Origin of the sequence: Chryseobacterium sp. S0630 (genome assembly GCF_024158915.1) — a bacterium.
Lineage (GTDB): Bacteria > Bacteroidota > Bacteroidia > Flavobacteriales > Weeksellaceae > Chryseobacterium.
The window spans coordinates 1-24,718 of record NZ_JAMZGF010000045.1 but is presented as its reverse complement, the minus strand read 5'-3'; the positions used below and the strand labels follow the sequence as shown (position 1 = coordinate 24,718).

16 protein-coding genes are annotated in these 24,718 nt (G+C 34.9%); 13 read left to right on the top strand and 3 right to left on the bottom strand.

Features of this window, described 5'->3' with window-relative positions; translation table 11 throughout:
• Positions 1-452 precede the first annotated feature (452 nt).
• From NK356_RS17450 to NK356_RS17440, 3 genes are all read left to right on the top strand, one after another.
• Positions 453-1,361 (top strand): hypothetical protein, encoded by a 909-nt coding sequence (locus NK356_RS17450; protein ID WP_253317582.1) that lies wholly within the window; start codon positions 453-455, stop codon positions 1,359-1,361.
• Between the two features lie 72 nt (positions 1,362-1,433).
• Entirely contained in the window at positions 1,434-2,411 is a 978-nt protein-coding gene (locus tag NK356_RS17445; protein WP_034696374.1) for a polyprenyl synthetase family protein, read from the top strand.
• Between the two features lie 259 nt (positions 2,412-2,670).
• Positions 2,671-3,465 carry a hypothetical protein gene (locus NK356_RS17440; RefSeq protein ID WP_051934348.1) on the top strand — a complete coding sequence of 265 codons (795 nt, stop codon included), beginning with the start codon at positions 2,671-2,673 and terminating at the stop codon, positions 3,463-3,465.
• Positions 3,466-3,674: 209 nt separating this feature from the next.
• Here the strand turns inward: NK356_RS17440 and NK356_RS17435 are convergent, their stop codons facing one another.
• A complete protein-coding gene (locus NK356_RS17435; protein WP_238594269.1) occupies positions 3,675-3,971 on the bottom strand; it encodes a hypothetical protein in 297 nt (98 codons plus the stop codon).
• A gap of 135 nt (positions 3,972-4,106) precedes the next feature.
• Here NK356_RS17435 and NK356_RS17430 point away from each other — a divergent pair, with 135 nt between their 5' ends.
• The 3 genes from NK356_RS17430 (at position 4,107) to NK356_RS17420 (ending at position 7,669) form a co-directional block, all read left to right on the top strand.
• Entirely contained in the window at positions 4,107-6,539 is a 2,433-nt protein-coding gene (locus NK356_RS17430; protein ID WP_253317581.1) for a thiamine pyrophosphate-dependent enzyme, read from the top strand.
• 132 nt (positions 6,540-6,671) lie between these two features.
• On the top strand, positions 6,672-6,887 hold the full coding sequence (locus tag NK356_RS17425; RefSeq protein WP_253317580.1) for a hypothetical protein: 216 nt from the start codon (positions 6,672-6,674) through the stop codon (positions 6,885-6,887).
• The gene (locus tag NK356_RS17420; RefSeq protein ID WP_253317579.1) at positions 6,887-7,669 is read left to right on the top strand and encodes a hypothetical protein; all 783 of its coding nucleotides are present in this window, start codon (positions 6,887-6,889) and stop codon (positions 7,667-7,669) included. The genes NK356_RS17425 and NK356_RS17420 overlap by 1 nt, the downstream gene beginning before the upstream one ends.
• 8 nt (positions 7,670-7,677) lie before the next feature.
• Here the strand turns inward: NK356_RS17420 and NK356_RS17415 are convergent, their stop codons facing one another.
• Positions 7,678-8,067, bottom strand: a complete 390-nt coding sequence (locus NK356_RS17415) for a helix-turn-helix domain-containing protein (RefSeq protein WP_253317578.1) — start codon at positions 8,065-8,067, stop codon at positions 7,678-7,680.
• A 167-nt stretch (positions 8,068-8,234) separates the two neighbouring features.
• Here NK356_RS17415 and NK356_RS17410 point away from each other — a divergent pair, with 167 nt between their 5' ends.
• Both NK356_RS17410 and NK356_RS17405 read left to right on the top strand, forming a co-directional pair.
• On the top strand, positions 8,235-9,296 hold the full coding sequence (locus tag NK356_RS17410; protein WP_034696378.1) for an NADH:flavin oxidoreductase: 1,062 nt from the start codon (positions 8,235-8,237) through the stop codon (positions 9,294-9,296).
• A 484-nt stretch (positions 9,297-9,780) separates the two neighbouring features.
• Positions 9,781-10,767 carry an acyltransferase family protein gene (locus tag NK356_RS17405; RefSeq protein ID WP_367399313.1) on the top strand — a complete coding sequence of 329 codons (987 nt, stop codon included), beginning with the start codon at positions 9,781-9,783 and terminating at the stop codon, positions 10,765-10,767.
• Positions 10,768-10,940: 173 nt separating this feature from the next.
• On the opposite strand, the gene NK356_RS17400 is transcribed toward NK356_RS17405, so the two are convergent.
• Complete coding sequence (locus tag NK356_RS17400; RefSeq protein ID WP_034696380.1) at positions 10,941-12,143, bottom strand: aminopeptidase C; 1,203 nt, start codon at positions 12,141-12,143, stop codon at positions 10,941-10,943.
• A gap of 212 nt (positions 12,144-12,355) precedes the next feature.
• On the opposite strand from NK356_RS17400, the gene NK356_RS17395 reads away from it, so the two are divergent.
• From NK356_RS17395 to NK356_RS17375, 5 genes are all read left to right on the top strand, one after another.
• The gene (locus NK356_RS17395) at positions 12,356-12,874 is read left to right on the top strand and encodes an RNA polymerase sigma factor (RefSeq protein WP_253317576.1); all 519 of its coding nucleotides are present in this window, start codon (positions 12,356-12,358) and stop codon (positions 12,872-12,874) included.
• Positions 12,875-12,886: 12 nt separating this feature from the next.
• Positions 12,887-15,232, top strand: a complete 2,346-nt coding sequence (locus NK356_RS17390; RefSeq protein ID WP_253317575.1) for a T9SS type A sorting domain-containing protein — start codon at positions 12,887-12,889, stop codon at positions 15,230-15,232.
• A 90-nt stretch (positions 15,233-15,322) separates the two neighbouring features.
• Positions 15,323-17,230, top strand: coding sequence for a VWA domain-containing protein (locus tag NK356_RS17385; RefSeq protein ID WP_253317574.1), 1,908 nt, complete (start codon positions 15,323-15,325; stop codon positions 17,228-17,230).
• 64 nt (positions 17,231-17,294) lie between these two features.
• Positions 17,295-20,063, top strand: coding sequence for a hypothetical protein (locus tag NK356_RS17380; protein WP_253317573.1), 2,769 nt, complete (start codon positions 17,295-17,297; stop codon positions 20,061-20,063).
• A 3-nt stretch (positions 20,064-20,066) separates the two neighbouring features.
• On the top strand, positions 20,067-24,587 hold the full coding sequence (locus tag NK356_RS17375) for a TonB-dependent receptor plug domain-containing protein (protein ID WP_253317572.1): 4,521 nt from the start codon (positions 20,067-20,069) through the stop codon (positions 24,585-24,587).
• The last annotated feature ends 131 nt before the right edge of the window (positions 24,588-24,718 follow it).

Genomic DNA, 24,718 nt, shown 5'->3' with positions numbered 1-24,718 from the left:
TAAAATCAATAGAAATCTAAGTGAAAAGCGGGCTATTTTGGCCTGCTTTTCTTTTTTAAGAAGAGAGAAAAGGTAAAACGGAGAATAAGCAAAACAATAAATCTCTTCAAAAATCCAGAATTTTTTCCATTGACTCCATACAATATTTAGATTTCTGTGGAATGACAATGTGGAGATAAATAAAAACGCTTAGTTTGTCCATTCCATAGGAAACTACAATCCCAAACCCGCATCCCGAAACCCGCATCCAAACCAAAACCAAAACCCAAACCCGAATCCCGAAACTCGAATCCCACATCCAAACCAAAATCCAAACCCGAATCCCGCATCCCGAAACCCGAATCTCATATCTCATATCTCATTCAAACTCTCAAACCCTCCAACTCTCAAACCCTCCAACTCAATCCCCGCATCCCGAATCTCACCTCAGAATAAAACCCTATTTTTGTCTTATGAAAAAACTCCTTCTGATTATTGCTCTTTTCGTTGGTCAATCTGCATTTTCTCAGCAAACCGACTTTCTGAAAATAAAAAAATACAGAGTTAATTATCTGGATAACAAGATTGAGGAAACCTCAGGACTGAATATTTTAAACGGCAAATTATATACATTCAATGACAGTGGAAATACTGCCGAGCTTTTTGAATTGGATAAAAAAAGTGGTGAAATTATCAGAACACTGAAAACCAACGTAATCAATACAGATTGGGAAGCTTTAGCCAATGATGGAGAAAATTTTTATATCGGAGATTTCGGAAATAATACGGGCACAAGAAAAGATCTGATGATTTACAAAGTTCCCTATGGACGTCTTGATTCTTCGAATATTTCTAACATTCCCGGTTCAGAAAGGGCTTTAGATGGAACAGCTATTTCTTTTTATTATCCTGAACAGACTGAATTTATTTCTAAAAATATGAGGAACGACTTTGATGCAGAAGCCATGATTTATTTAAATGGAAAGCTGCATCTGTTTACCAAAGAATGGGCTTCAAAAGCAACCTCACATTATATTGTAAACCCTGAAATTTCAGCACTTCAAAAGGCAGAGAAGATAGAAACTTATAAAACTGGTTTCGTGGTTACAGATGCCTCTTATTTTGATAAAAAGCTTTATTTGGTAGGATATACCAGGAAAACAGAAGTCTTTTTAGATATTCTTACAGAAACAGAACCAGGAATATTTTTTAAAGAAAAACCAAAACATTATTACCTCGGGACTGCGCTTTCATTAGCACAGATTGAGGGAATAAGTGTAGATGAAACGGGAATTTATATTTCAGGGGAAAAGTTCAGGTCTCCGTTGGGAACTACAAAACCTTCCTTTTATTTTATCCCGAAAGATCAACTCAAAGATTAATTTACCTTAAAATTGAGCGAAAAAAATTATCTTTGTGAGAATTAATAATTATTCACCCAGCATTCGCAGATTGTGGCAAATACAGTAGAAGAGATTAAACGACCGATCAATGATGAAATGAAACTTTTTGAACAGAAGTTTTATGAGTCAATGCAGAGTAAAGTAGCTTTATTGGATAAAGTAACCCGTTTTATTGTTACCACCAAAGGAAAGCAGATGCGTCCTATGTTTGTGTTTCTTTGTGCCAAACTTGTGGGTGAGGTGACGGAAAAAACGTACCGTGGTGCTTCTATGATCGAGCTGATCCACACTGCTACTCTGGTACATGATGATGTGGTGGATGAAAGTTTTAAACGTCGTAATTTCTTTTCAATCAATGCACTTTGGAAGAATAAAATTGCAGTTTTGGTGGGAGACTATCTTTTATCAAAATCAGTTTTGTTATCTACAGATCACAAAGATTATGACCTGCTTGGAGTTATTTCCAGAACCATCCGTGAAATGTCCGAAGGAGAACTTCTTCAGCTGGAGAAAGCCAGAAAACTGGATATTACTGAAGAGGTGTACTATGAAATTATCCGCCAGAAAACTGCTACTCTGATTGCTGCATGTTGTGAAATAGGAGTTCTTTCCAATAATGCGGATGAAGCTCTTGCCAAGAAGATGATGGATTTCGGTACTTTTACCGGAATGGCATTCCAGATAAAGGATGACCTTTTCGACTATTTAAGTTCAAATGTGATTGGTAAACCTGTAGGAATTGATATTAAAGAACAGAAAATGACCCTGCCTTTGATTCATACCTTAAAAATCGCCAGTGAAAAAGACAGAAAGTACTATTTCGATACCATAAAACGTTACAATAACAATCCTAAGCGTGTAAAAGAGCTGATAGAATTTGTTAAAAGTTCCGGAGGATTGGAATATGCTATTACCATTATGAAAGATTTCCAGCAAAAAGCGAAAGATATCCTGAATGAATTTCCGGATTCTGAAGCAAGGAAGTCATTGCATATTATGCTTGATTATGTGATTGAGCGAAAATTCTGATGTTAATATTTTTTAACCGTTCTGAGTTTTTTATTTACTTGTTTCCCTTTATTTCCGTGTGGTATGTAAATTCTTCATCATTGGAGAAAAAATAGAGTTATCTTTCAATAAATCAATCAGTTGTGATTATTTGTATTTTTTTGTAATAGTAAATTACTGTAAACTAATATTTTGCATGATTCACATAAAGTGCTTGTTAACAATTCATTGAGTTTCAGAATAATTTTTGTTAATTTGTCGCAAGAAAAAACAACAAATAATGAAAAAAATGAAATCAATGATGATAGCATCAGCTATCTGTTCGTGCTTCCTTATGTATGCACAAGTGGGAATTGGCACCCAAAATCCTCAAACAACTTTTCATATTGATGGCTCTAAAGATAATCCTGCCACAGGTATACCTTCTGCTGCTCAACAGGATAATGATTTTAGTGTAACGTCAACCGCTAAAGTAGGGATAGGTACAACTTCTCCAAGTGAAAAATTAGACGTAGCGTCCGGAAATGCCCGTATCCGTAATATTAATTCAAATATAGGGGTCGGAGGAACTGACAGGGTTGTGGTAGCGGATGCTAGCGGAGTACTGAAGACTATAGACTTTACTGCTTATTCGCTTTTTCATGCCCGTTTAGCGGCTAACCAGAACATCAGTTCTTCAACAATTACTACTTTATTATTCGCTGCACCAATAGCAACTTCTCCTTTCTATTCCTATAATACCGGAACTGGAGTGATGACTTTTAATCAGGCTGGGAATTATCTGGTAACATTACAGGCAAGTTTTACCAATATGCCTGCAGATACTCAGTTGCTTATTGGTATCAGACCTGTACCAGATGCTAATTACCTGGGAAGAGGAAGCCATTATAATGCAGTTGCTTCTTCAGGAACTGTAGGTGAGCTGATGAATTATACAACTGTAGTTGTTGCTCCTACAGCGGGATACCAGATTCGTTTTACAGCAGCTCCCAATCAAAATGCTACGATTATTTCAACAGAAACAGGATCTACAGGAAGCGGAAATGTTACCAATGTAACTGTTCAGAAGATATAATTCTATCTTTTACTATAATTAAAACTAAAGTGTTTTGTATATGTTTCGGGAAACTGGAAATGTATACAGAACACTTTTTCTTTTATATTCAGAATCTGATATTGATTCTGTTTAAAAAAGAAGAAATAGCTCCTTAATGAATTCTCGGATTTTCATACAATTACTCTTATATATTACCGTAAATAACGCAATTGTGCGAAAATTTTAAATTAAATTATTTTCAGGGTTACAATAATAACGGCTAGAACTATACAAAATAAAGCGATTAAAAATAAATAATCCGCAATGTTCTCAAACGTAGATTCCCGCTTTCTATTCCTAGTCCTGATCGCCAGAAATGAAAAGAAACAGCTGCAGGCAAAAAGAATACAGGCAAATCCTGCAAATTCGTCCAAATACGTATTCTGACTGATCTTAGAGATTTTCAGTGACGTAATAATGATTAATGAAAATCCTAAAAGATTACTGGAAGCATTCAAGATGTGGGGTGACTTTTTTTCCATCATTTACAATTTTTTTCAAAATAAAGCACAATTTTTTTTATTATCAAATTTTTAAAAAAGATTATTAAAAATTAAAATTAATTTAAAAAGTGTATATTAGCAAAATACTTGAAGATTAAAAAACTTTTTTACTTAGCTATGCAAACAACCTATATTGAAACACAGCAAATATCCTTTCAAGATTTTAAAAATCAGATACTTGGAGACTACAGGTTAGGAAGGATCTCTCGTGAAATGTCTTATCTCGGAAGGAGAGAAGTACTCACTGGAAAAGCTAAATTTGGAATTTTTGGGGATGGAAAAGAACTTCCTCAGCTTGCAATGGCGAAAGTTTTCAGAAATGGAGACTTCCGTTCAGGATATTACAGGGATCAGACTTTTGCATTGGCAATAGATGCCTTAACAGTAGAAAGTTTCTTTGCACAGATGTATGCAGATACAAGCGTGGAAAGAGAGCCTGCTTCTGCGGGAAGACAAATGAACGGGCATTTTGCAACAAGAAGTTTAAATGAAGACGGAAGCTGGAAAGATTTGACAGCTCAGAAAAATATTTCTTCCGATATTTCTCCTACAGCCGGACAAATGCCAAGATTATTGGGATTAGCTCAGGCTTCAACGATCTATAAAAGCGTAAAATTTGACGGTTCAGAAAAATTCTCAAGAGAAGGTAACGAAATTGCTTTCGGAACTATCGGGGATGCTTCTACAGCAGAAGGACACTTCTGGGAAACTCTGAATGCAGCATGTGCTCTTCAGGTTCCTATGATTGTTTCTATCTGGGACGACGGATATGGAATTTCAGTTCCTACGAAAAATCAGAGAGCAAAAGCTGATATCAGTGAAATGCTAAGTGGTTTCCAGAGAAAAGAAGGGGAAAACCAGGGATGTGAGATTATCCAGGTGAAAGCTTGGGATTATCCTGCATTATTAGATGCATATGCTAAGGCAGAGCATTTCGCAAGAACAGAAAGTGTACCGGTGGTAGTGCACGTGGTAGACGTTACTCAGCCTCAGGGACACTCTACATCCGGATCTCACGAAAGATATAAAAATGAAGAGCGTCTGGCTTGGGAAGCAGAATATGATGGTCTTGCAAAATTCAAAGAATGGATCCTTAACTATTCTATCGAAATAGATGGAAAAGAAGAAGTAATTGCTACAGCTGAAGAATTGGAGGCTATTGATGAAGAAGCGAAAAAAGCAGCAAAAACAGGACAAAAAGTAGCATGGGAAAATTACCAAAAAGCTATTACAGAACTTATCCAGTCTATCTTACCTTTAGTAGAAAACCTTAAAGGACAAAATGCTGAAGTAGAAACGTATATTGCTCAATTCAATAAGTTGGTTTCAAAAGCTAAGAAAGATATTTTCCATTTGGTAAGACAAACTTTACTGGCGACAAGAGGAACAAATTCTGCAGAAAGAAATCAATTGATGCAGAAATACAATGAAGTATCTGCTGTTGAAAAAGACAACTATTCTTCTCACTTATATTCTCAGTCTGAATGGAAATCGGAAAATGTTCAGGAAATCAAGCCTGTATATTCTGACAGCTCTGAAGATGTAGACGGAAGAGTGGTAATCAGAAACAACTTTGACAAAATTTTTGAAAAATATCCTGAAACGTTAATCTTTGGTGAAGATACCGGAAATATCGGTGACGTAAACCAGGGATTGGAAGGAATGCAGGAAAAATACGGTGCTTTACGTATCGCTGATACAGGAATCCGTGAAGCAACGATCCTTGGACAGGGAATTGGTATGGCGATGAGAGGTTTAAGACCAATCGCTGAAATCCAATACTTAGACTATGTTCTTTACTGTTTACAGGGAATGAGTGATGACCTTGCAACGGTACATTACAGAACAAAAGGAGGTCAGAAAGCTCCATTAATTATCAGAACGAGAGGTCACAGATTAGAAGGAATCTGGCACTCTGGCTCTCCAATGGCGGGTATTCTGAACCTTTCAAAAGGTATTTTAGTATTGGTACCTAGAAACCTTACAAAAGCAGCAGGATTCTACAACACTATGCTTCAGGCTGACGAACCTGCGATCATCGTAGAATGTCTGAACGGATACAGACTAAAAGAAAAACAACCGGATAACTTAGGCGAATTCACTGTTCCTGTAGGAAAAATTGAAGTAACTAAAGAAGGAAAAGATGTTACTTTGGTAACGTACGGTTCTACATGGAGAATTGTAACGGAAGCTGCTAATGAATTGGAAAAATTAGGAATTTCTGCAGAAGTAATCGATATTCAGTCATTGATTCCTTTCGATTTATCTCACGAGATTGCTGAAAGTGTTAAGAAAACCAACAGATTAGTTGTGATTGACGAAGATGTGGAAGGGGGAACTACAGGATTTATCCTACAGCAGATCCTTGAAAAGCAGAAAGCTTTCAGATATCTGGATTCAGATCCGTTGACGATCTCAGCAAATGATCACAGACCTGCTTATGCAAGTGATGGTGACTATTTCAGCAAACCGTCTACAGATGATATGGTAGAAAAAATCTATGCTATGTTCAATGAAACAAATCCTCAGAAATATCCGGCGATATTCTAATTGGGATTTTAGATAAATTTTAAAAACCGCTTCCTTTTTGGGAGCGGTTTTGTTTTTATTAATGAAATTTGAATTCATTTGTTTTAAAATGAAGGGGTTGTATATTAAAAATAAAATTCATAAGTTTGATATATGAAAAGTAATATTAAAAAATCTTTATTAGGTAGAAGAGATTTGTCTACAGGAAGAGTTGCTGTTAGCAGTGCTCTTGGGAGGATATTACTTCATAGTAAATCAGATTCTACTAATATTATTTCTGCTATTAGGGCTGCGGCTAAAGATGGAATATCTGAAAAGATCAATTTAGAGCAACCGATTACAAAGGAAGAATTAGAAACTTCGAAATAGTGGATATTGCATTAAGTGGAATTGTTCTTTTGATTCTTATTCTTCCTGGAATCTCATTTGCCAAAGGATTTTACTCTGGAGAATTTTCTAATCAATATACCACAAGTGATTTTTATAATTTATTGATAAATACTCTTTTTCCAAGCCTAATTCTTTATTTGTTATCCTATCCTATAATATATCTTTTTAATTACGATTTCAAGTTTGATATTCTTTTAGGTTTAGTATCTTCTAATGATGATGTAATAAAATTAGCAATTGAAACAATTGAGAAAAATAAAATTGCTATTATAATTTATCAAATTTTGATTAATACTATTGGGTATTTAATTGGTAATGGATTAAAAAAGTATGTTTTATCAGAATCCTTAGATACAAGCTATGATATTTTGAAATACAAAAATATTTGGCATTATATTATTACTGCAAGATTATTAAATTTTGAAAAAAACTCTCATATTTTACAAAATGATACTGTAGAGGATGTTGATTTCACTCATATCGATGCATTAGTAAATGTTAATGATCAAACATTTATTTACAAAGGAGTTCTTGCTGATTATCAATTAGCTAAAGATGGTGGTTTAGATTTACTCATTTTAACAAACGCGCAAAGAAAACTTATTTCAGATTCAAGAGGTTCATATAAGGATATAAAAGGGAATTATATTATACTCAAATATTCAGATTTAATAAATTTAAATTTGACATTTATCCAATTAGATGAAACGTTTGATAGTTCTGGAAACTTAATTTCCGTTGTTGCGAGAACTATACAATAAAAAGTCTATTAAAAAGGGGTCTTTTGTATTTTCTTACTTTCCATAATCATTTTACAATCCTTCTCCTTCTCAGGATCATACACATGATATTTCGTTTCCCATTCTTCTAATTGGTACAAAATAGGCAACAAAGCCAATCCCTTTTCTGTAAGAGAATATTCTACTCTTGGAGGCAGTTCTTTAAACTCTTCACGGATCACCAGTCCATCAGTTTCCATCTCTCTCAGCTGATCAGTCAGGACCTTTCTGGAAATGACATTAATACGCACTGCCAGTTCACCAAAACGTAATTTCCTGTCTTTAATAACAAGAACAATAATAGGCTTCCATTTGCTTCCTAAAGCGGCCATTGCTTTGCCCAAAGGACAGCTGTATTGCATCAATTCATTCTTTTTCATAAGGAGAAATTTATTTTAAATAACAGTAAGGAACATAAATTTCATACGTTACTTTGATGTTACTAATGTAAGTTACTGCGAAGTTACCACTATTTTTTTAATAAAAGATACAAAAACGAACTATTATTAGTTACTTTGTGTAACAATTATAAAATATAAATTTAAATATGAGCACATCATCATTATTTAAACCGTTTCAATACAAGAATTTACAGCTTAAAAATAGAATTGTAATGGCTCCAATGACCAGAGCACAATCTGATAATGGAGTTCCTACACAGAACATTGCAGATTATTATGGAAGAAGAGCTGCTTCAGAAGTAGGATTGATTCTTTCTGAAGGAACTGTGATCAACAGACCGGGATCAAAAAATATGCAGAATATTCCTGATTTTTATGGAACAGAAGCTTTAAACGGATGGAAAAACGTTATTGATACTGTACATCAGAATGGAGGTAAAATGGGACCTCAGATCTGGCATGTTGGAGATACAAGAATGTCAGAAGACTATCCATTGGTTCCAATGGAAAAGGCTTCAACAATGACGATTGAAGATATTCAGGATACGATTGCTCAGTTTGCGGCATCTGCAAAATCTGCGAAAGATCTTGGTTTCGACTGTATTGAAATCCATGGAGCGCATGGATATCTTATCGACCAGTTTTTCTGGGAAGTTACCAATACAAGAACTGACGAATATGGCGGTAAAACATTAAAAGAAAGAAGCCGATTTGCAGTAGAAGTAGTAAAAGCGATCAGAGCAGCAGTAGGAGAGGATTTCACGATTATTATCCGTCTTTCACAGTGGAAACAGCAGGATTATAAAACCAGACTGGCATTCACTCCAAACGAAATGGAAGACTGGTTATTACCATTAAAAGAAGCTGGAGTAGATATTTTCCATTGTTCACAGCGTCGTTTCTGGGAGCCGGAATTTGAAGGTTCTGATTTAAACTTTGCAGGATGGGCTAAAAAAATTACCGGACAACCAACTATTACAGTAGGTTCTGTAGGCTTGAACGGAGATTTCCTGAATGCTTTTGCAGGGCAGGGAACAGAAAAAAGAGACCTTACAGAATTGATCAGAAGACTTGACAATGAAGAGTTTGATCTTGTGGCTGTAGGAAGAGCTATCTTACAGGATCACCAGTGGGTACAAAAGATCAAAGACGGTAATACAGAAGCTCTTCTGGACTTTTCAGCAGAAAGTATGGGCGTTTTATTTTAATATCAATAATGAATTGTGAATTCGTTTTGCAGTGGTTTTTTAACAGCATAATTTATTCACTTGCGAAGAGGAATTGACGATTCAATCTGGTATTAAATCAGCATAATTCACTTTATTTTATATTTAATTTTCACCTATTTATTAAATGATTGACTTTCAGATTTCTGGAAGTCAATCATTTTTTTGCCAATCCATGAATCAGCCACTTTATTAAAATTCAATAAAAATTTCATATAATTTCTATTTTTAGATCAATTTATAAATTATATTGAGAAATTTGTTAAAGTTTAATTTCAATATTTTTATCGATGCATAAATGATTGCATACCTGTGATGTTTGTTAAGTGACAAATAATGAATATCACTGAAGCAATTGATATTGAACTGTTTTGGAAAAGAGAGTCTTTGGTTTTGATGTTATTCGTTCCCTAGCTATTATATTGGTCATGGCAGGTCATGTACTTGGTTATGTTTATGCGGGTGAATATTCCTTTTTTATTGCTTTCTTAAGTGGTTTTCTGGGAGTAGAGATGTTTTTTATTTTTTAAGCGGAGTCCTTATAGGTCAATTATTGATAGAGGTTTTTGACAGTGAACATGTGTGGGAACACTTAAAAATTTTTATTATCAGAAGATGGCTTCGTACTTTGCCACTGTATTTTATAATGCTTATGATTTATTGGGTAGGTAATAAATACTTTGATTCAATTGAAAATGCAGATGTGGCGTTGTGGAAGTATTTTCTGTTTATTCAGAACTTCTTTCACATACAGCCAACTTTCTTTGGGATTTCTTGGAGTTTAGGTATTGAGGAATGGTTTTATGTCTTGTTTCCACTTACATTATTTTTAATGAAAAAGACAAATCAGAACTTCTCTGCTAAAAGAATATTGAGTATTGGAGTTTTGATATTCCTGTTTTATTTTCTTTTAATGCGGATCATTGCTTTCAGTTATTATGATTTTACCTTTTATGAAGGAGTTAGAAAACTAGCTTTTTTCCGTTTGGATGCCATTGCTTTTGGGATTCTAGCAGCTATTACTTTTCATTTTTATCATGAGAAAATTTTTGCCAGGAGATATGCTCTCTTGGGGATGGGAATGGGAGTATTGATATTTAACCAGTATCTTATTTTTAGAAATAATTATTCAGATCTTTATTATTTTAATACAGTTTATTATTCTGTTTTAGGATTAGCACTGGCTTCTGTTTTTCCGTTTTTTAAGGAAGTTAAATGTTCCAGTAGTTTGTTTTTAACGATCATCCGGTATATTAGTAAAATTTCATATTCTTTATATCTGCTGCACTGGCTGGTTTTCAAGTTCCTGGAATTACCTTACTTCAGTTTTATTCCTGATGTAATAAAATTTATACTTTTCTTTCTCTTTTCTTTTATAGCAGCTGGAATCTCTTATAAGTATATTGAAAAACCCGTTATAAATTACAGAAACAGAGTATATAGAAAAGATTAGCGCTATCTCTTTCTAAGATAATTGCTATGGAATATAGTTGATTATTATATTCAACTGAATGAAAAATAACATATTCTAAAAACAAACCCGCTTCTGGAATTTCCAGAAGCGGGTTTTAACAGATTTAAATATCTAAAACTGCCTTTTAAAATGGCAGAAATGATTTCTTTATCTTATAAACCAATATTCTTAGTTGGTTTCAATTGTTTTAAGATGCTTTTCGGGATTGCATTTTTGTGAACAAGGATTGCTGTTGATTTATATTCAACATAAGGTCTTGTTACGTAAAGATATCCGGCGAAATCATTGGTTACACCCCATGAGTTTTTCACCATATAATATTCTTTACCTGTCTGGTCTTTTGCCAAACCTACAATATGCATACCGTGGTCATCCGTTGTAGAAAGATTGTTAAGTGCTTTCTGACGCATGTCTTCACTGATGGTCTTATCTTTTTTAGGCTCTGTAAACAAAGTTTGTTTGTTTTCTGCAGTAATTTGATCAAGATCCATGTCCGGAACGTAGGCTACACCGTTTTTGTAAGAGAAATAAGGCTCAGAAACATCCGTTGCCCAACCTACAGAATATCCTTTAGTTACAGCATTGTCAATGATTGCAGTAAGGTCTTTCATCGGAACATTCCAGTCAGAATCGTGGCTCCAGTTATCAGGAATTGGAACTACAAATTTCTCATAATAAGCATAATCTTTATAAGAAGATAATTCTACATAATCTTCAGGATTAATTCCTACTACTTCTTTAGCAAATGTTTTTGGAGTGTAATTTTTCCCTTCATACGTAAAGTTAGCAGGTACTTTTCCTAAATATTCATCAAGAATAGCATCTACAGAATCCATCCAGTTATCTGTCAGTTTTCCTTTTGAAGAAGCCTGAACAAGGCTGTCAAGAACCGGCTTCAGTTTCCCTTGCATTTCCTTGAAGTTATTCGTAGTCTGTCCGGCTTTTAATCCTGTGTAAACATCCTGAGGAACTGCTCCATACTTCTTATACATATTGATTACGTCGTGAAGTTCTCCTCCATCTCCCCAGCTGATAGCACCATTATTCAAAACGTATAATTTTGCTTTATCGTGGTAAGAATTTCTCGCCGTAAAAATTTCAGCAAGATCTACAGGTTTTTTGCCCATTCTCTGCATTTCAGATTCAAGGAAAGAGTTTCCGGAGTAGCTCCAGCAAGTTCCTGATGAACCCTGGTTCTTTACAGATGTCGCACCAACGTCTTTTAACGTTGTGAACTGAAAATTAGCATTTTGTGATTGGTTGTTTTTTAACTTATTGATTAAGTCATCTTGGGCAAACATCATACTTCCTGCAGACAAAACAAAAAGTAATGATGCAATTTTGGCATTTTTCATTACTATAAAAAGATTATTTGTATTAATAGTCGTTGATAATAGAGATTTGTTACAGATGGAAAAGTTAAATTTGAAATGAAAAAAATTATTAAAAGATAAAATCGTAAAAAGGTAAAACCAATTTACAGATTTGCCTTTTTATTCAAAAAAAGTTGATCATGTTTCCAACCCTTTCAAAAGTTTCCGCATCTATAATAGTATAACTCCTGACTATGGAACAAGAATTATTATTAGAATGTCAGCGTAGCGACCGCAATGCCCAGCGGAAAGTTTACGAGAAAATGGCGGGCAGGCTATACTCAGTCTGCAGACGCTATTTGAAAAACGACGAAGATATAGAAGAAGTATTAGCCGATACATTCTACAAAATTTTCACGAAAATTACCCAGCTTCAGAATGCTGATACCTTTGAAGCATGGGCAAGAAGAATTGCAGTGAACGAATGCCTTCAGAAATTAAGATCCAACAAAGGACTGTTTATTTCCCTGGAAGAAAACTTTATGGATCATTCTGAAGGAACTACAGAAAACCTTTCTCTGGAAAAAGATATTCTGAGCTTATTGAATTTTCTCCCGGAAGGCTGCAGAGCGATCTTTAATCTTTTTGCTATTGAAGGATATCCTCATAAAGAAATAGCAACCATGCTTTCTATCAGCGAGGGAACATCAAAATCCCAGCTCAATTTTGCAAGAAAGAAATTGCAGGAACTTCTCGTGAATCAAAATATTTAAACTTTTACAACAATGGAAAATAATCATATAGATCAACAATTCAATGAAGCTTCCAAGCTTTCAGAAGAGCCAACAGTTTTTCCTGGTTTTGAAAAAGTATGGGAAAAGATTGAAGAGAAACTAGATAAAAAAGAAGAGAAAAAGAGAACCATTCCTCTTTGGCTGCCGTATGGTATTGCCGCAAGTTTGATGATTGGTTTAGGGGCTTTTTACTTTATGAATAAAAAAGAGGTTGCAGAACCTTTACAGCCTGTAATAACAGAAAATAAAATGTCAACCGTTCCTGGTAATAAAGTTGATATTGCAAAAATAGACAGCCTTACAAAACAGAATATCCAGAAAGAGAAAAGTATTGTTAAGCCTGTAGAAAAACTGGCAATTAATACACTGCCAACTCATACTCAATATCCTGTGGGATTTCCTCAGAAAACATTACCCAATCCCTTGTTTTCAGAAAAAGAGAAAAATGATACTTTATATAGTGATAGAAAAGTAGATTATATCTATTCAGGGCAACGCAAAGATACCAATGCTGTTAAGAGTATTGAAGAAGTGGTCGTTATGGGATATTCAAAAACAGTTAAAAGTAAGACTGTTTCATCTGCTTCCACTGTGATGATTGCTTCCACAGACAAAACTTCTGTACATGCTCCGGTTGCAATATCTTCATTGGCAGGAAGTGTTGCCGGAATAGAAGTAACCACTGGAATTAAAAAACGTGATGAAATATCAATCAGAGGAGCAAAAAGTATAGATGGCCATTCTACGAATCCTTTATATATTGTTGATGGAATTGTATTAGGCAGAGAATCTGGATTTTTAAATACTCTGGATCCTAAAAAAATAAAAGAACTAAAAGTACTGAAAGGGCTTGAAGCTACTGCCCTGTATGGAAGCAAAGCTAATAACGGAGTTGTTGTAGTCACCACGAATGGATTATCTAAAGATGAAATAGAAAAACTTAAAAAAGTTTCTTCAGAAAGTAAAGAGGAAATACTAAAAGAACCTGAAGAGCCTGAAAAAGTACTTCCTAAAGCAGGTCAGTTGACAGCTGGAGAAGTTAACGATTTTTCTAAGTGGGATTATTGGAAAGATATTGCAGTTCCTACTCTGGATCAGTATAAAAATACGTGGAAGTTCTTCCCTGATAAAAGGGTTTCAGTTCAGTTGGCCAATAAAGACAGAAAACCGGTAATAGGGGAAAAGGTAAAACTATTGGATGATAAGAAAAACATTATATGGGAAGCCGTTTCAGATAATCTGGGTAATGTAGAATTATGGATATCACCACTGACAGATGAAAAATCAGATTCAGAGAAATATTATTTGTCGGATCACACCGGACAGGTAATCAGCAGTAATCTCAGAACTTTTAAAAATGGACAGAACCTCATCATTCTGGATCAGCCTTGCCAGCAGAAACGTATTTTGGATCTTGCTTTCGTAGTGGATGCTACAGGTTCTATGGGTGATGAAATTTCTTATCTTCAGTCTGAACTTCTGGATGTGTTGAAAAAAATAGAAGGACAGCTTAAAAATACAACCGTAAGATATGGATCAGTTTTTTACAGAGATCAGGGAGATGAATATGTGACCCGGAAATTTGACTTTTCAGATAACGCGGAAGATCTTGTTGGATTCATTAAAAAACAGAAAGCTGGAGGTGGCGGAGATACACCTGAAGCGGTTGTAGAAGCATTGAAGGTTTCCGTTGATGAACTGAAGTGGAGTGATGGAAATTCAACCAAAATAATGTTTTTAATTCTGGATGCACCACCACACCATTCAGAGCAGAATATAAAGGATTTATATAGTACAATTAAGACTGCTGCAAAGAAAGGAATTACCATTATTCCACTGGCAGCAAGTGATACTGATAAACAAACGGAATATCTGATGCGGACATTTGCTTTACTTACAAATGGTACCTATACCTTCCTTACAGATGACAGCGGAATAGGAAACAGCCATATCAAACCTACCATAGATTCTTATGAAGTTGAAAAACTGAATGATTTATTATTAAGATTAATCCTTCAGAGAGCTGTTTTGCCAGAATGTGGTGCAGGAATTTCAAATGATCATATCAATAAAAAGATGGAAAAAGAAATTGACAGCCAGGGTGAGAGTAAAACTGTACTATTTCCCAATCCTACAAAAGGTCAGATACAGATAAAAACAAAAAAATCAATTGAAGAACTGTTTGTCTACGACCTTGCCGGAAAGATTATTATGAGAAAAGAAAAATTACCCGAAGGTAAAAACACAATTGATTTAACTTCTTATCCTCAAGGGATTTATCTTGTGCGTGTTCATACGAATGATTTGTGGGAAACATTTAAGGTCATTAAAAATTAACTCTCTTTTTTATTTAAAGAATAAGTTTTATTTAACAATTATTAACAGGATTGAATTTATTTTAATAATTTCCTGTCGAAATTTTTAAAGATGAAAAAAATTGTAATAACCATGCTAGCGCTTGTTGCATTGACAAGCTGTAAAACTCAAAAAAATACTGAAACAGCCAACGAACCAAAGACTTACAGTGTCAGGAAAGATAAAGATCAGGATGGAATTCCTAATCAATTGGATAAGTGTCCTGATATTGCCGGTCCGGTAGAAAATGAAGGCTGTCCGTGGGTAGAGTCGGATGGAGACGGTGTTATTGATAAAGATGACGCATGTCCTACAGTGGCAGGACCTCCTGAAAATAATGGCTGTCCATGGCCGGATACAGATGGAGATGGTGTTTTGGATAAAGATGATGCCTGTCCTACGGTTCCGGGATTACCGGAATATAATGGCTGCCCAAAACCGAAATCAGTTACTGCAATGGAAGTAGTAAGTTCAAGGAAATTTCATGAATCGAGAAGAGTGTATGACCATCAGGTAGGTGACAAAAAAGATGTTGAAAAGGCTACAATAAAAGCTGATCAGGATATTGATTATAACAATGAAGAATATGCAGCGTTAGTTGAAAATGCATTTGAATTAACCCGTAATCAACCTGTTTCTACCTTCTCTATTGATGTAGACAATGCTTCTTATTCCAATGTCAGAAGAATGATTAATTATGGATCTAAGGTTGATAAAAATTCAGTGAGAGTAGAGGAAATGATTAATTATTTTAAGTATAATTATCCTCAACCCGCAAATGGCGATCCTTTTTCAATTAATACAGAATACAGTGAATCTCCATGGAATCCTAAACATAAACTGCTCAAAATAGGACTTCAGGGGAAAAATATTCCGATGGATCGTCTGCCTGCATCCAATATTGTTTTTCTTATTGATGTTTCAGGTTCAATGAGTCAGGAAAATAAACTGCCATTGCTGAAGTCTTCTCTTAAAGTTTTACTGAATCAGCTCAGACCTAAGGATAAGGTTGGGATTGTAGTATATGCGGGTAGTGCAGGAATGGTACTTCCCCCAACATCAGCAGGTGAAAAAGAAAAAATAATTCAGGCACTAGATAAGCTTGAGGCAGGAGGAAGTACAGCAGGAGGGGCAGGAATTGAACTGGCCTATAAACTAGCGAAGCAAAACTTTATAAAAGGAGGAAATAACAGGGTTGTTCTGGCAACAGACGGTGACTTTAATGTGGGAGCTTCTTCTACCTCAGATATTGAAACTTTAATTACGCAAAAAAGGAAAACAGGGATTTTCCTTACCTGCCTTGGCTATGGAATGGGAAATTACAAAGACAATACCATGGAAATTCTGGCGGACAAAGGAAACGGAAATTATGCCTATATTGATAATATGCAGGAAGCCAATAAATTCCTGGGAAGAGAATTTGCAGGAAATATTTATACCATTGCCAAAGATGTAAAAATCCAGATTGAATTTAATCCTAAATATGTAAAATCATACCGACTGATCGGTTATGAAAACAGAAAACTGAGAAATGAAGACTTTGTAAATGATAAGATTGATGCAGGAGAACTAGGAAGCGGGCATACAGTAACTGCATTATATGAAGTTATCCCGGCCAACGTAGATTCTGAATTTATACCAAAAGAAACAAAATTGAAATACTCTGAAACTTCAGAAACAAAGAACTTTGGAGATGAAATGGCAACGGTAAAGTTCAGGTACAAAAAACCTGATGGAGACAAAAGCATTGAGATAACTAAAGTGATTAAAAAAGAAGATAAATCTTCAGTAAGTTCGGATTTTCAATTTGCCTCTTCCGTAGCCTGGTTCGGTTTGGTACTAAGAAACTCAGAACTGATTACCAAAAAAGATCTTTCCGATATTGAAAACCTTGCTAAACAGGGAAAAAGTAAGGATGAAGAAGGCTATCGGTCAGAATTTATAAGGCTGATAGAGAGCTATAAAACAATTCAAAAGTAATTCATAAAAAAAGAAATTTCCCAGGAAATTTCTTTTTTTATATTTTTAAGCATATTAATAACCGATGAAAAAGAATTATTTGCTGTTATTGCCATTTACCATTACCTTTTTGCATGCGCAAAACTCACAATTATATTATTCCGGAAAATTTTTAACTACCAAAAATAAAGAACAGAACTTTTTAAAGGTTTATAATAAAAACAGCGGTATCTATGAACTGACTGATGAGGAAGGATTTGCGATTATTGCAGCTAAACCTTATGATACACTTGTGTGGAATCAAGGGAAAAATACCCATGTTATTTCTACCTATGAACTCAGGGAAATAAAAGCGATTCTGGAAAGTCAGACAGGAAGTAAAAGTGTAGAAAATATTTACAGTAAAGCCTATGACAGTCTTGTTTCAAAGGAGGTTAAAGATGATTTCAGTATTGAAAAAACTAAAAACCTCCTAAGTAAAAGATCTCACTCATATTTTGATAAAATAAGAAAATTAAAGCAAAAGAATGATAGTGTTTATGTTTTAAAAAGGATCAATGAGACAACATTACTCTTTAACGGAAGCTTTACCACATCTTTTGATATTAAAAGCAGGAATGCTGTTCCGGGGACTCAAAATAAGTATGTTCAGGGAAGATCTGAAAATGGAAATCTTGCTTGGAAAGGCCCTGAAACGAATGAAATGTTCAGTTTTGGACCAGATCTATCTACCCTTGGATTTAATGGATTACCTTACGAGTACGATCAGAATGGAAAACTGATTCCGTGGATTGATGGACTTCAGCGGGCAAAAAGATATGATAATAACCTCTTTAGAACAACGGTAGGTTACAATAACCAGTTGAATGTAAATGCTTTTATAAAACAGGGGTACAATGAAAAAATCCGTCTTTCACTGAATCTGGGGCAGCAAAAGAATCAGATGTATTTTATTGATCAGTTTGATATTACCAATACCCTTAAAGCAAAGCTGAATGCAGATTTGGGTAAATATTACATTAATCTTGCTTTTAATTACGAAGAAGATAAAGCAACCAATACCAATAGAATAGGACTGTTCAACAGAGCTTACCAAAACTCGTTGTTAACACCGGTTTCTTTTTCAAATGAACAAAATATTTTCCTGAATAATGGCTCGCAGAGAAGCTACAGCAAATATGCAGACAATCCTTCATTCCTTTTGGAGCAGGATAGCAAATACCGCTATAAGAATCGGGACAGACAGTTTAGTCTGAAAGTAGCAAAAGACTGGGATCAATTTAAACTGAATATTACTCAGTCCTATGAAAGTATTACTATCTGGAATCAGGATCAATATAAACCCACTACTTATGGTTTTATCAGCGGAGTATCGAATGAAAGGACCCAAAACAACAGCTCCTATCATTCCAATATACAGGGCTCTTATTCATTGGGAAATTATGACTTTAGAAATACTTTCAGTCTGAATTTTATTTTAAATGATAAAAAATCTGACATTTATAACAGCCTGACCCATCAAAAATATCTCTATCAGAGAACTTCACAGGATCATATTTTTAATTATAATATGAACATCCGCGATTATGATTTTGAAGCAGGTTTTAATCTTGGAAATTCATTTTATATCTCCAATACTTCACTTAAAAATAATTATTGGCTTCCAAAGGCTAACTTTTATTTGACGTTCAATGGGATCTTCAATTGGTATAATTACAATTTTAAATTATTAGGAAGCTACACACAATTAAGCTCCGAGCCGGAAATTACAAGATCCTATGCTTCGTATTCTACTACTTTGCTGAATGCAGAAAATTACAATCAATACTTTCCGATACAGGAAGTGGAAAGCTTCAGAGGTTTATCCAATATCAATACCAAAGAATGGAAAATTGGAGCTAGGCTGAATCTTGGGTATAAAATAAATGTAGATGGAGAATATTTTAATAAAAAGAATACTGACGATATATTTCCTGTCTTTGAAAACAATCAGCTGAGGTTAAAGAATGTAGCAGATCATACGTACAGCGGATATGAATTCAATTTTGCTTACGAGAAGTTGCAGCTTGGATATAATTTTTATATCACCAATAAAGTCTCATTCTTTAAATACAAAGATATTGTTGACCGCATTGTTCCCGGATATCAGAACCTTGCCGTTTCGGGATTTAAAGATATTTATAAAACCCTTTCGGAAGGACAGGTTTTGGGTGCTGTGATGGGAAGTTACTTTGAAAGAAATGCAGCCGGACAACTGATCATTGATGAGTTTGGGTTTCCTAAAAAAGCAGACGGAATGAAAATTATTGCAGATCCTACACCGGATTTTGTGATGAAATTCAACCACAGTTTTGCCTATAAAAACTGGTCTTTAGATATTAATTGGGAATGGAAAAAAGGAGGCCATCTTTGGAACGGAACGCAGGCTGTTCTCAATTACTACGGTCGTTCTTATGCCTCAGGAGAAGAAAGGAATATCAAAAATTATATTTTCGAAGGCGTACAGGCCAATGGAACTGTCAATCAGATTCCTGTTGATTTCTATGATCCCAACCAAAATGTTCTGGAGAACAGATGGTCGAGGTACGGCTACTTAGGCGTGGCTGAAAATTATGTTCAAAAAGCAGATTATATAAGAATCAACAATATATCACTTTCCTCAGATTTCCCGATTAACAACAGGAAACAAAATCTTAAACTGACTTTTTATGTAAACAATATCATGCTCTGGCAGGCTAATAATGGGGCAGATCCCAACCAGAATTTTTATGATATGAGTAATGGAAGAGGACTGGATTTCTTTAACCTGCCCTCCTTTAAAACATTTGGCTGTATTGTTTCACTTAAATTTTAACTCATGAATCTCAAGTTTATATCCACCTATATCACCCTGCTGTGCTTATTGTTTTCAGGCTTTTCTGTGAAGGGGCAGCAATCATTTCAGGACTTTGAAAAAGAAAAGACCTACATTCAGACCAATCATGTTTTTTATAAACCTGGGGAGCAAATGTATTTTAAAATATATGTTGTAAAAGGAAACAATAATTTACCGGTCGAAGAAAGCAGAGTCGTAAATTTTGAAATAACAGATCCTGCAGGAAGTGTTGTGAGAAAATTAAAATACGAAATTACCAATGGATACGCCCGGGGAGACTTCTATTTTGCCGAAGATATGAAAGGTGGCATCTATAAAATCAGAGCTTTTACCAACTGGATGCAGAATGAAGAAGGTAAAAATGCGTTTGAGAAAGAAATTACCCTCCAGAAAATAGTATCACCAAGGATTTTAATGAAGCTTGATTTTCCTAAAAAAGGATATGGCCCGGGAGATGAGGTAAGTGCCGATTTTTCAATGAGAAGTCTTAGTAATCTTCCGATTCCTTTTTATGAAGCCGATTACACTGTAATGCATAACGGAGAAACCGTTTCAGAAGGTAAACTCATTACCGATAAAGAAGGCAAAAAATTATTGACCTTTAAGCTTCCTGAGATCTTGAAATCCTCTGATGCTCTTTTGAATATCAAAGTGAATTTTGACGGATTTACAGAATCCATTTCCAGAAATATTCCTATTGTTCTGAATAATCTGGATGTGAAATTCTTACCGGAAGGCGGAACTTTTATCAATGGAATAGAACAGAATATCGCCTTTAAAATTCTGGATGAGTTTGAAAAGCCTGTAGATGCTGTTCTGGCAGTTTACAATCAGAATCAGGAAAAAATAAAAGAAATTTCAGCCTACAATTTCGGAATGGGAAGCTTCCGGTTTACCCCTAAAATAGGAGAATTTTATTATGCAAAAGTTGTAAAGCCGGAGAATATTACCCAGACATTTAATCTCCCTGTAGCAAAAAATGATGGACTGGTTTTGAATATTCAGAATGAAAATAAAAACCTGAATTTTACCATCGTTTCTACCCAGGAAAAAACAATTACGCTGCTGGGAAGTTTCCGCGGAAAAGACATTTACAGGAAAATCATTTCGATGAAAAAAGGTATGAATTCTTTGGAAATTGCAGAAAAGGATTTCCCCACAGGAATCTGCAGGTTCACTGTTCTGGAAAACAATATGCCGCTTGCAGAACGGATTGTTTTTACCAATAAAGTAAACCAGCTGAATATAAAAGTTACTCCTGTAAAGCAACATTATCTGCCGAGAGAAAAAGTAATGCTGAATATTGAAACTACAGATGAAAATAATAAACCTGTTCCTGCCAATCTTGGAATAAGTGTGGTAGATGATAAGCTATGGACGTATGCTGATGATAAGCAGAATCATATTATTTCCTGGCTTTTGATGGACTCTGAGCTCAAAGGGAAAATTGAAAAACCTCAGTTTTATTTTGATAAAAAAGAAGAAAAAGCAGATAAAAGCTTAGATCTTGTTATGCTGACAAACGGTTACCGATATTTTGAACCTATTCCGGAAATTCTGAAGACCAGTAAATACAAATACCTTCCTGAAAAGAAAAACACAATCTATGGCGTGGTAGAAGATGAAAACAAAAAGCCGGTGAAAGCAGATGTTTTTCTTTTGGATACAGATAATAAAAAAATTCTCAAGCAGACCGTTGCAGAAAATGGGAAGTTTTATTTTTCGGATTTAAATGCAAATAATTCTTATAAAATTATTGCAAAGTCTTTTCAACCTAAACATCAGTTGAAAATAAGGATTCTGTCTTATAATCTGGATATTAATCCTTTGGTAAAACAGAAACTTACCAACATAGACGTAGAAGAAATTGTAAAGGAATCTGAGAGAAAAGAAGAAGTAAAAAAAGAAAATAAAAACAATACCAATCACGTAAATAACCGTGGAAGGTCAAAAACTGATACGATCAGTAGAAATAAGAGTATTGAAGAAGTAGTTGTGCTGGGGTACAGTGTAAAGAAAGACCAATTAGCGGTTGCTTCTACAACAGTAGCATCTTCTATGGAAATGCAGAATGCCAGTGTAACTTCTCTGTTGAGTGGAAAAGTTGCCGGAGTAGTGGTAACAAACACCGGACAACCAGGAGCAGGAGAACAGATTAATATTAGAGGAACGGCATCCATGACCAATAAGAACCCTCTATTCATTGTAGATGGTATTCCTATCGAAAACTTTAATACTACGATCAATCCAAATGATATCAGCAGTATTACCGTTTTGAAAGATGCTGCTGCTATTGCTATTTATGGAAGCAGAGCTGTGAATGGAGTAGTGATCGTCAACTCATCCAAAAACAGAAAATCAGAAATAAGTTTTGATATTACCCCTAAATCTTATCTCGCCATACAAGCCTTGCCTTATGGAAAGCTTATTTCATATGACGGAGCAAGAGAATTTGTTTATCCTGAATATAAAACAACCAATACCTCTTACCGTTTTGATTACAGAGAAGCGCTTTACTGGAATCCGGTAGTAGAAACGGATAAAAATGGGAAGGCAAAAGTGGAGTTTTATAATTCTGATGCCAATTCCACTTTCAGAATTATGACAGAAGGAATTGCTGCATCGGGACTTTTAGGAAGAGATGAAACGACGTATGCTGCCCAGAGTTTGATTTCAATAGATGCCAAAATTCCACAATACCTGACGAGAACAGATCAGATGACAATTCCTGTGGTGATTAAAAATAATTCTTCTGAAACGCGCAAAATGACCATGGATATGATTGTTCCGAACCATGTAAAACTCATCAGTTCTGACAGTCTTATCACTCTGAAGCCATTAGAATCAGGAAGATTATTTGTGAAAATACAGACAGACGAGATTGTGAATTCTGATATTCAGTTTTCCGTGAGGTCCGGAGATTTCAGGGAAACCATGATTCTTCCGTTTAAAGTAGAAGAAAAAGGATTCCTCCATCAGTTTTCCATGATCAATAACAAAACAGAAGATCTCAAAATCAATATTCCGGAGTATATCAATGGAAGCCTGTATTCATCCTATTATGTGTTTGAAAGTACAGCGCTGAAGATGTTTGGAGACATAGAGCAACTTAAAAAAGAGCCTCATGGATGTTTTGAACAGCTTTCATCAACAGTATATCCTAACATTTTTATTCTTGATTATTTAAAATCAAATAAAAAAATAGACACGGCGACTGAACATCAGGTGGTAAAAAGCCTGAAAAAAGGATTCCAGAAGCTGCTGAGTTATAAAAATAAAGACGGAGGTTTCGGATATTTCAGTTCCGCAGAATCAGATGTCGCTCTTTCAGCATTTGCGTTATTGGAATTTACGGAATTAAAGAAGTACGTGAATCCGGATGCTAAGCTCATCCAGGGACTTTCTTCATTTATTTTGTCGAAAAAGAATGCCAACGGATTATTTGAAGTAAGAAAGCCCTATGAGTCAAAAAAAGAGTTTTCTGAATTTTCCTGGTCTAGAAATATGTATGTTGTATATGCTCTGTCTAAACTTGGGTTTAAAAATGAAATTGAAGACTCCTTTCAGGTAACGCTCAAAAGAGCTTTAGCTACAAAAGATTCTTATCAGCTGGCTTTGCTTGCCAATGCTGCGGCTCACTTAGGAAAACAAAAGGAATATGATGACCTGATGCAGATGCTGGACCAGCAATATGAAACGAAGAATATAAAATCTAAAATCACTTTTACAGGCTCATGGGGAATGTCTGCAGATGCTGAAACACTTTCGTTATATATAATGGCACTTCAGAAAGATGAGAAACTCAATGAGTTGAAAATTGCTGAAGCAGCTGATCAGCTTATTGGTCTCAATGGATATTACGGTTTCGGTTCTACACAGGCCACAACACTGGCAATAAAGGCATTATCAGATTTTTTCTCTAAGAATGGAAAATTATATGGAACTGAAAAACCTGATATCAGGATTAATGATGCAAAAGCCTCACCTATGATAAGTGCTTCATCAGCATTTAAAGCCGGAGAAAATACTATTAATATTCATTATCCAAATAAAAATGGACTCCCTTATAAGCTGGAATATCAATATTATACACTACAGGCTCCGGAAAGCAAAGACATTCCTGTTACCATGGAGACTAAATTAAAATCCGGAATATCTAAAGTAGGGGAGACTAAGAGAATGACCATTATTGTAAAAAACAAAATAAACGGTGAGCTGCCAATGACCATAGCAAAAATTGGTATACCAGCCGGATTGACTCTGCAAAATGCATTACTGAAAGATATGATTGAGAAAAAACTGGTTTCTTACTACGAGATTTTTGATAACTATCTGGTTTTATACTGGGAACATTTTGATGCTGAGGAAACAAAAACCGTTAATCTTGACCTTAAAGTAGAGTTTGCCGGAACATATACAGGGAAATCAAGTAATGTTTATCTCTATTATATGCCGGAAGCCAAGTATTGGAACCAGGGAATAACTACAAAAACAGAACCTTAATTTTAAATTTTATACCTCTAACAGGCATTCTAAGGGATGTCTGTTTTTTTATTCTTGAAGCCGTCTCATTTTCCTTGAGGCGGTTTTTGTTTATAAACTACCCATATTATTTTTTTAGGATGATTTTTTTG

Coding starts and splice junctions, on each gene's coding strand:
- NK356_RS17450 (WP_253317582.1), top strand. CDS start 453: ATGAAAAAACTCCTTCTGATTATTGCTCTTTTCGTTGGTCAATCTGCA.
- NK356_RS17440 (WP_051934348.1), top strand. CDS start 2,671: ATGAAAAAAATGAAATCAATGATGATAGCATCAGCTATCTGTTCGTGC.
- NK356_RS17435 (WP_238594269.1), bottom strand. CDS start 3,971: ATGATGGAAAAAAAGTCACCCCACATCTTGAATGCTTCCAGTAATCTT.
- NK356_RS17430 (WP_253317581.1), top strand. CDS start 4,107: ATGCAAACAACCTATATTGAAACACAGCAAATATCCTTTCAAGATTTT.
- NK356_RS17425 (WP_253317580.1), top strand. CDS start 6,672: ATGAAAAGTAATATTAAAAAATCTTTATTAGGTAGAAGAGATTTGTCT.
- NK356_RS17415 (WP_253317578.1), bottom strand. CDS start 8,067: ATGAAAAAGAATGAATTGATGCAATACAGCTGTCCTTTGGGCAAAGCA.
- NK356_RS17410 (WP_034696378.1), top strand. CDS start 8,235: ATGAGCACATCATCATTATTTAAACCGTTTCAATACAAGAATTTACAG.
- NK356_RS17400 (WP_034696380.1), bottom strand. CDS start 12,143: ATGAAAAATGCCAAAATTGCATCATTACTTTTTGTTTTGTCTGCAGGA.
- NK356_RS17395 (WP_253317576.1), top strand. CDS start 12,356: ATGGAACAAGAATTATTATTAGAATGTCAGCGTAGCGACCGCAATGCC.
- NK356_RS17390 (WP_253317575.1), top strand. CDS start 12,887: ATGGAAAATAATCATATAGATCAACAATTCAATGAAGCTTCCAAGCTT.
- NK356_RS17385 (WP_253317574.1), top strand. CDS start 15,323: ATGAAAAAAATTGTAATAACCATGCTAGCGCTTGTTGCATTGACAAGC.
- NK356_RS17380 (WP_253317573.1), top strand. CDS start 17,295: ATGAAAAAGAATTATTTGCTGTTATTGCCATTTACCATTACCTTTTTG.
- NK356_RS17375 (WP_253317572.1), top strand. CDS start 20,067: ATGAATCTCAAGTTTATATCCACCTATATCACCCTGCTGTGCTTATTG.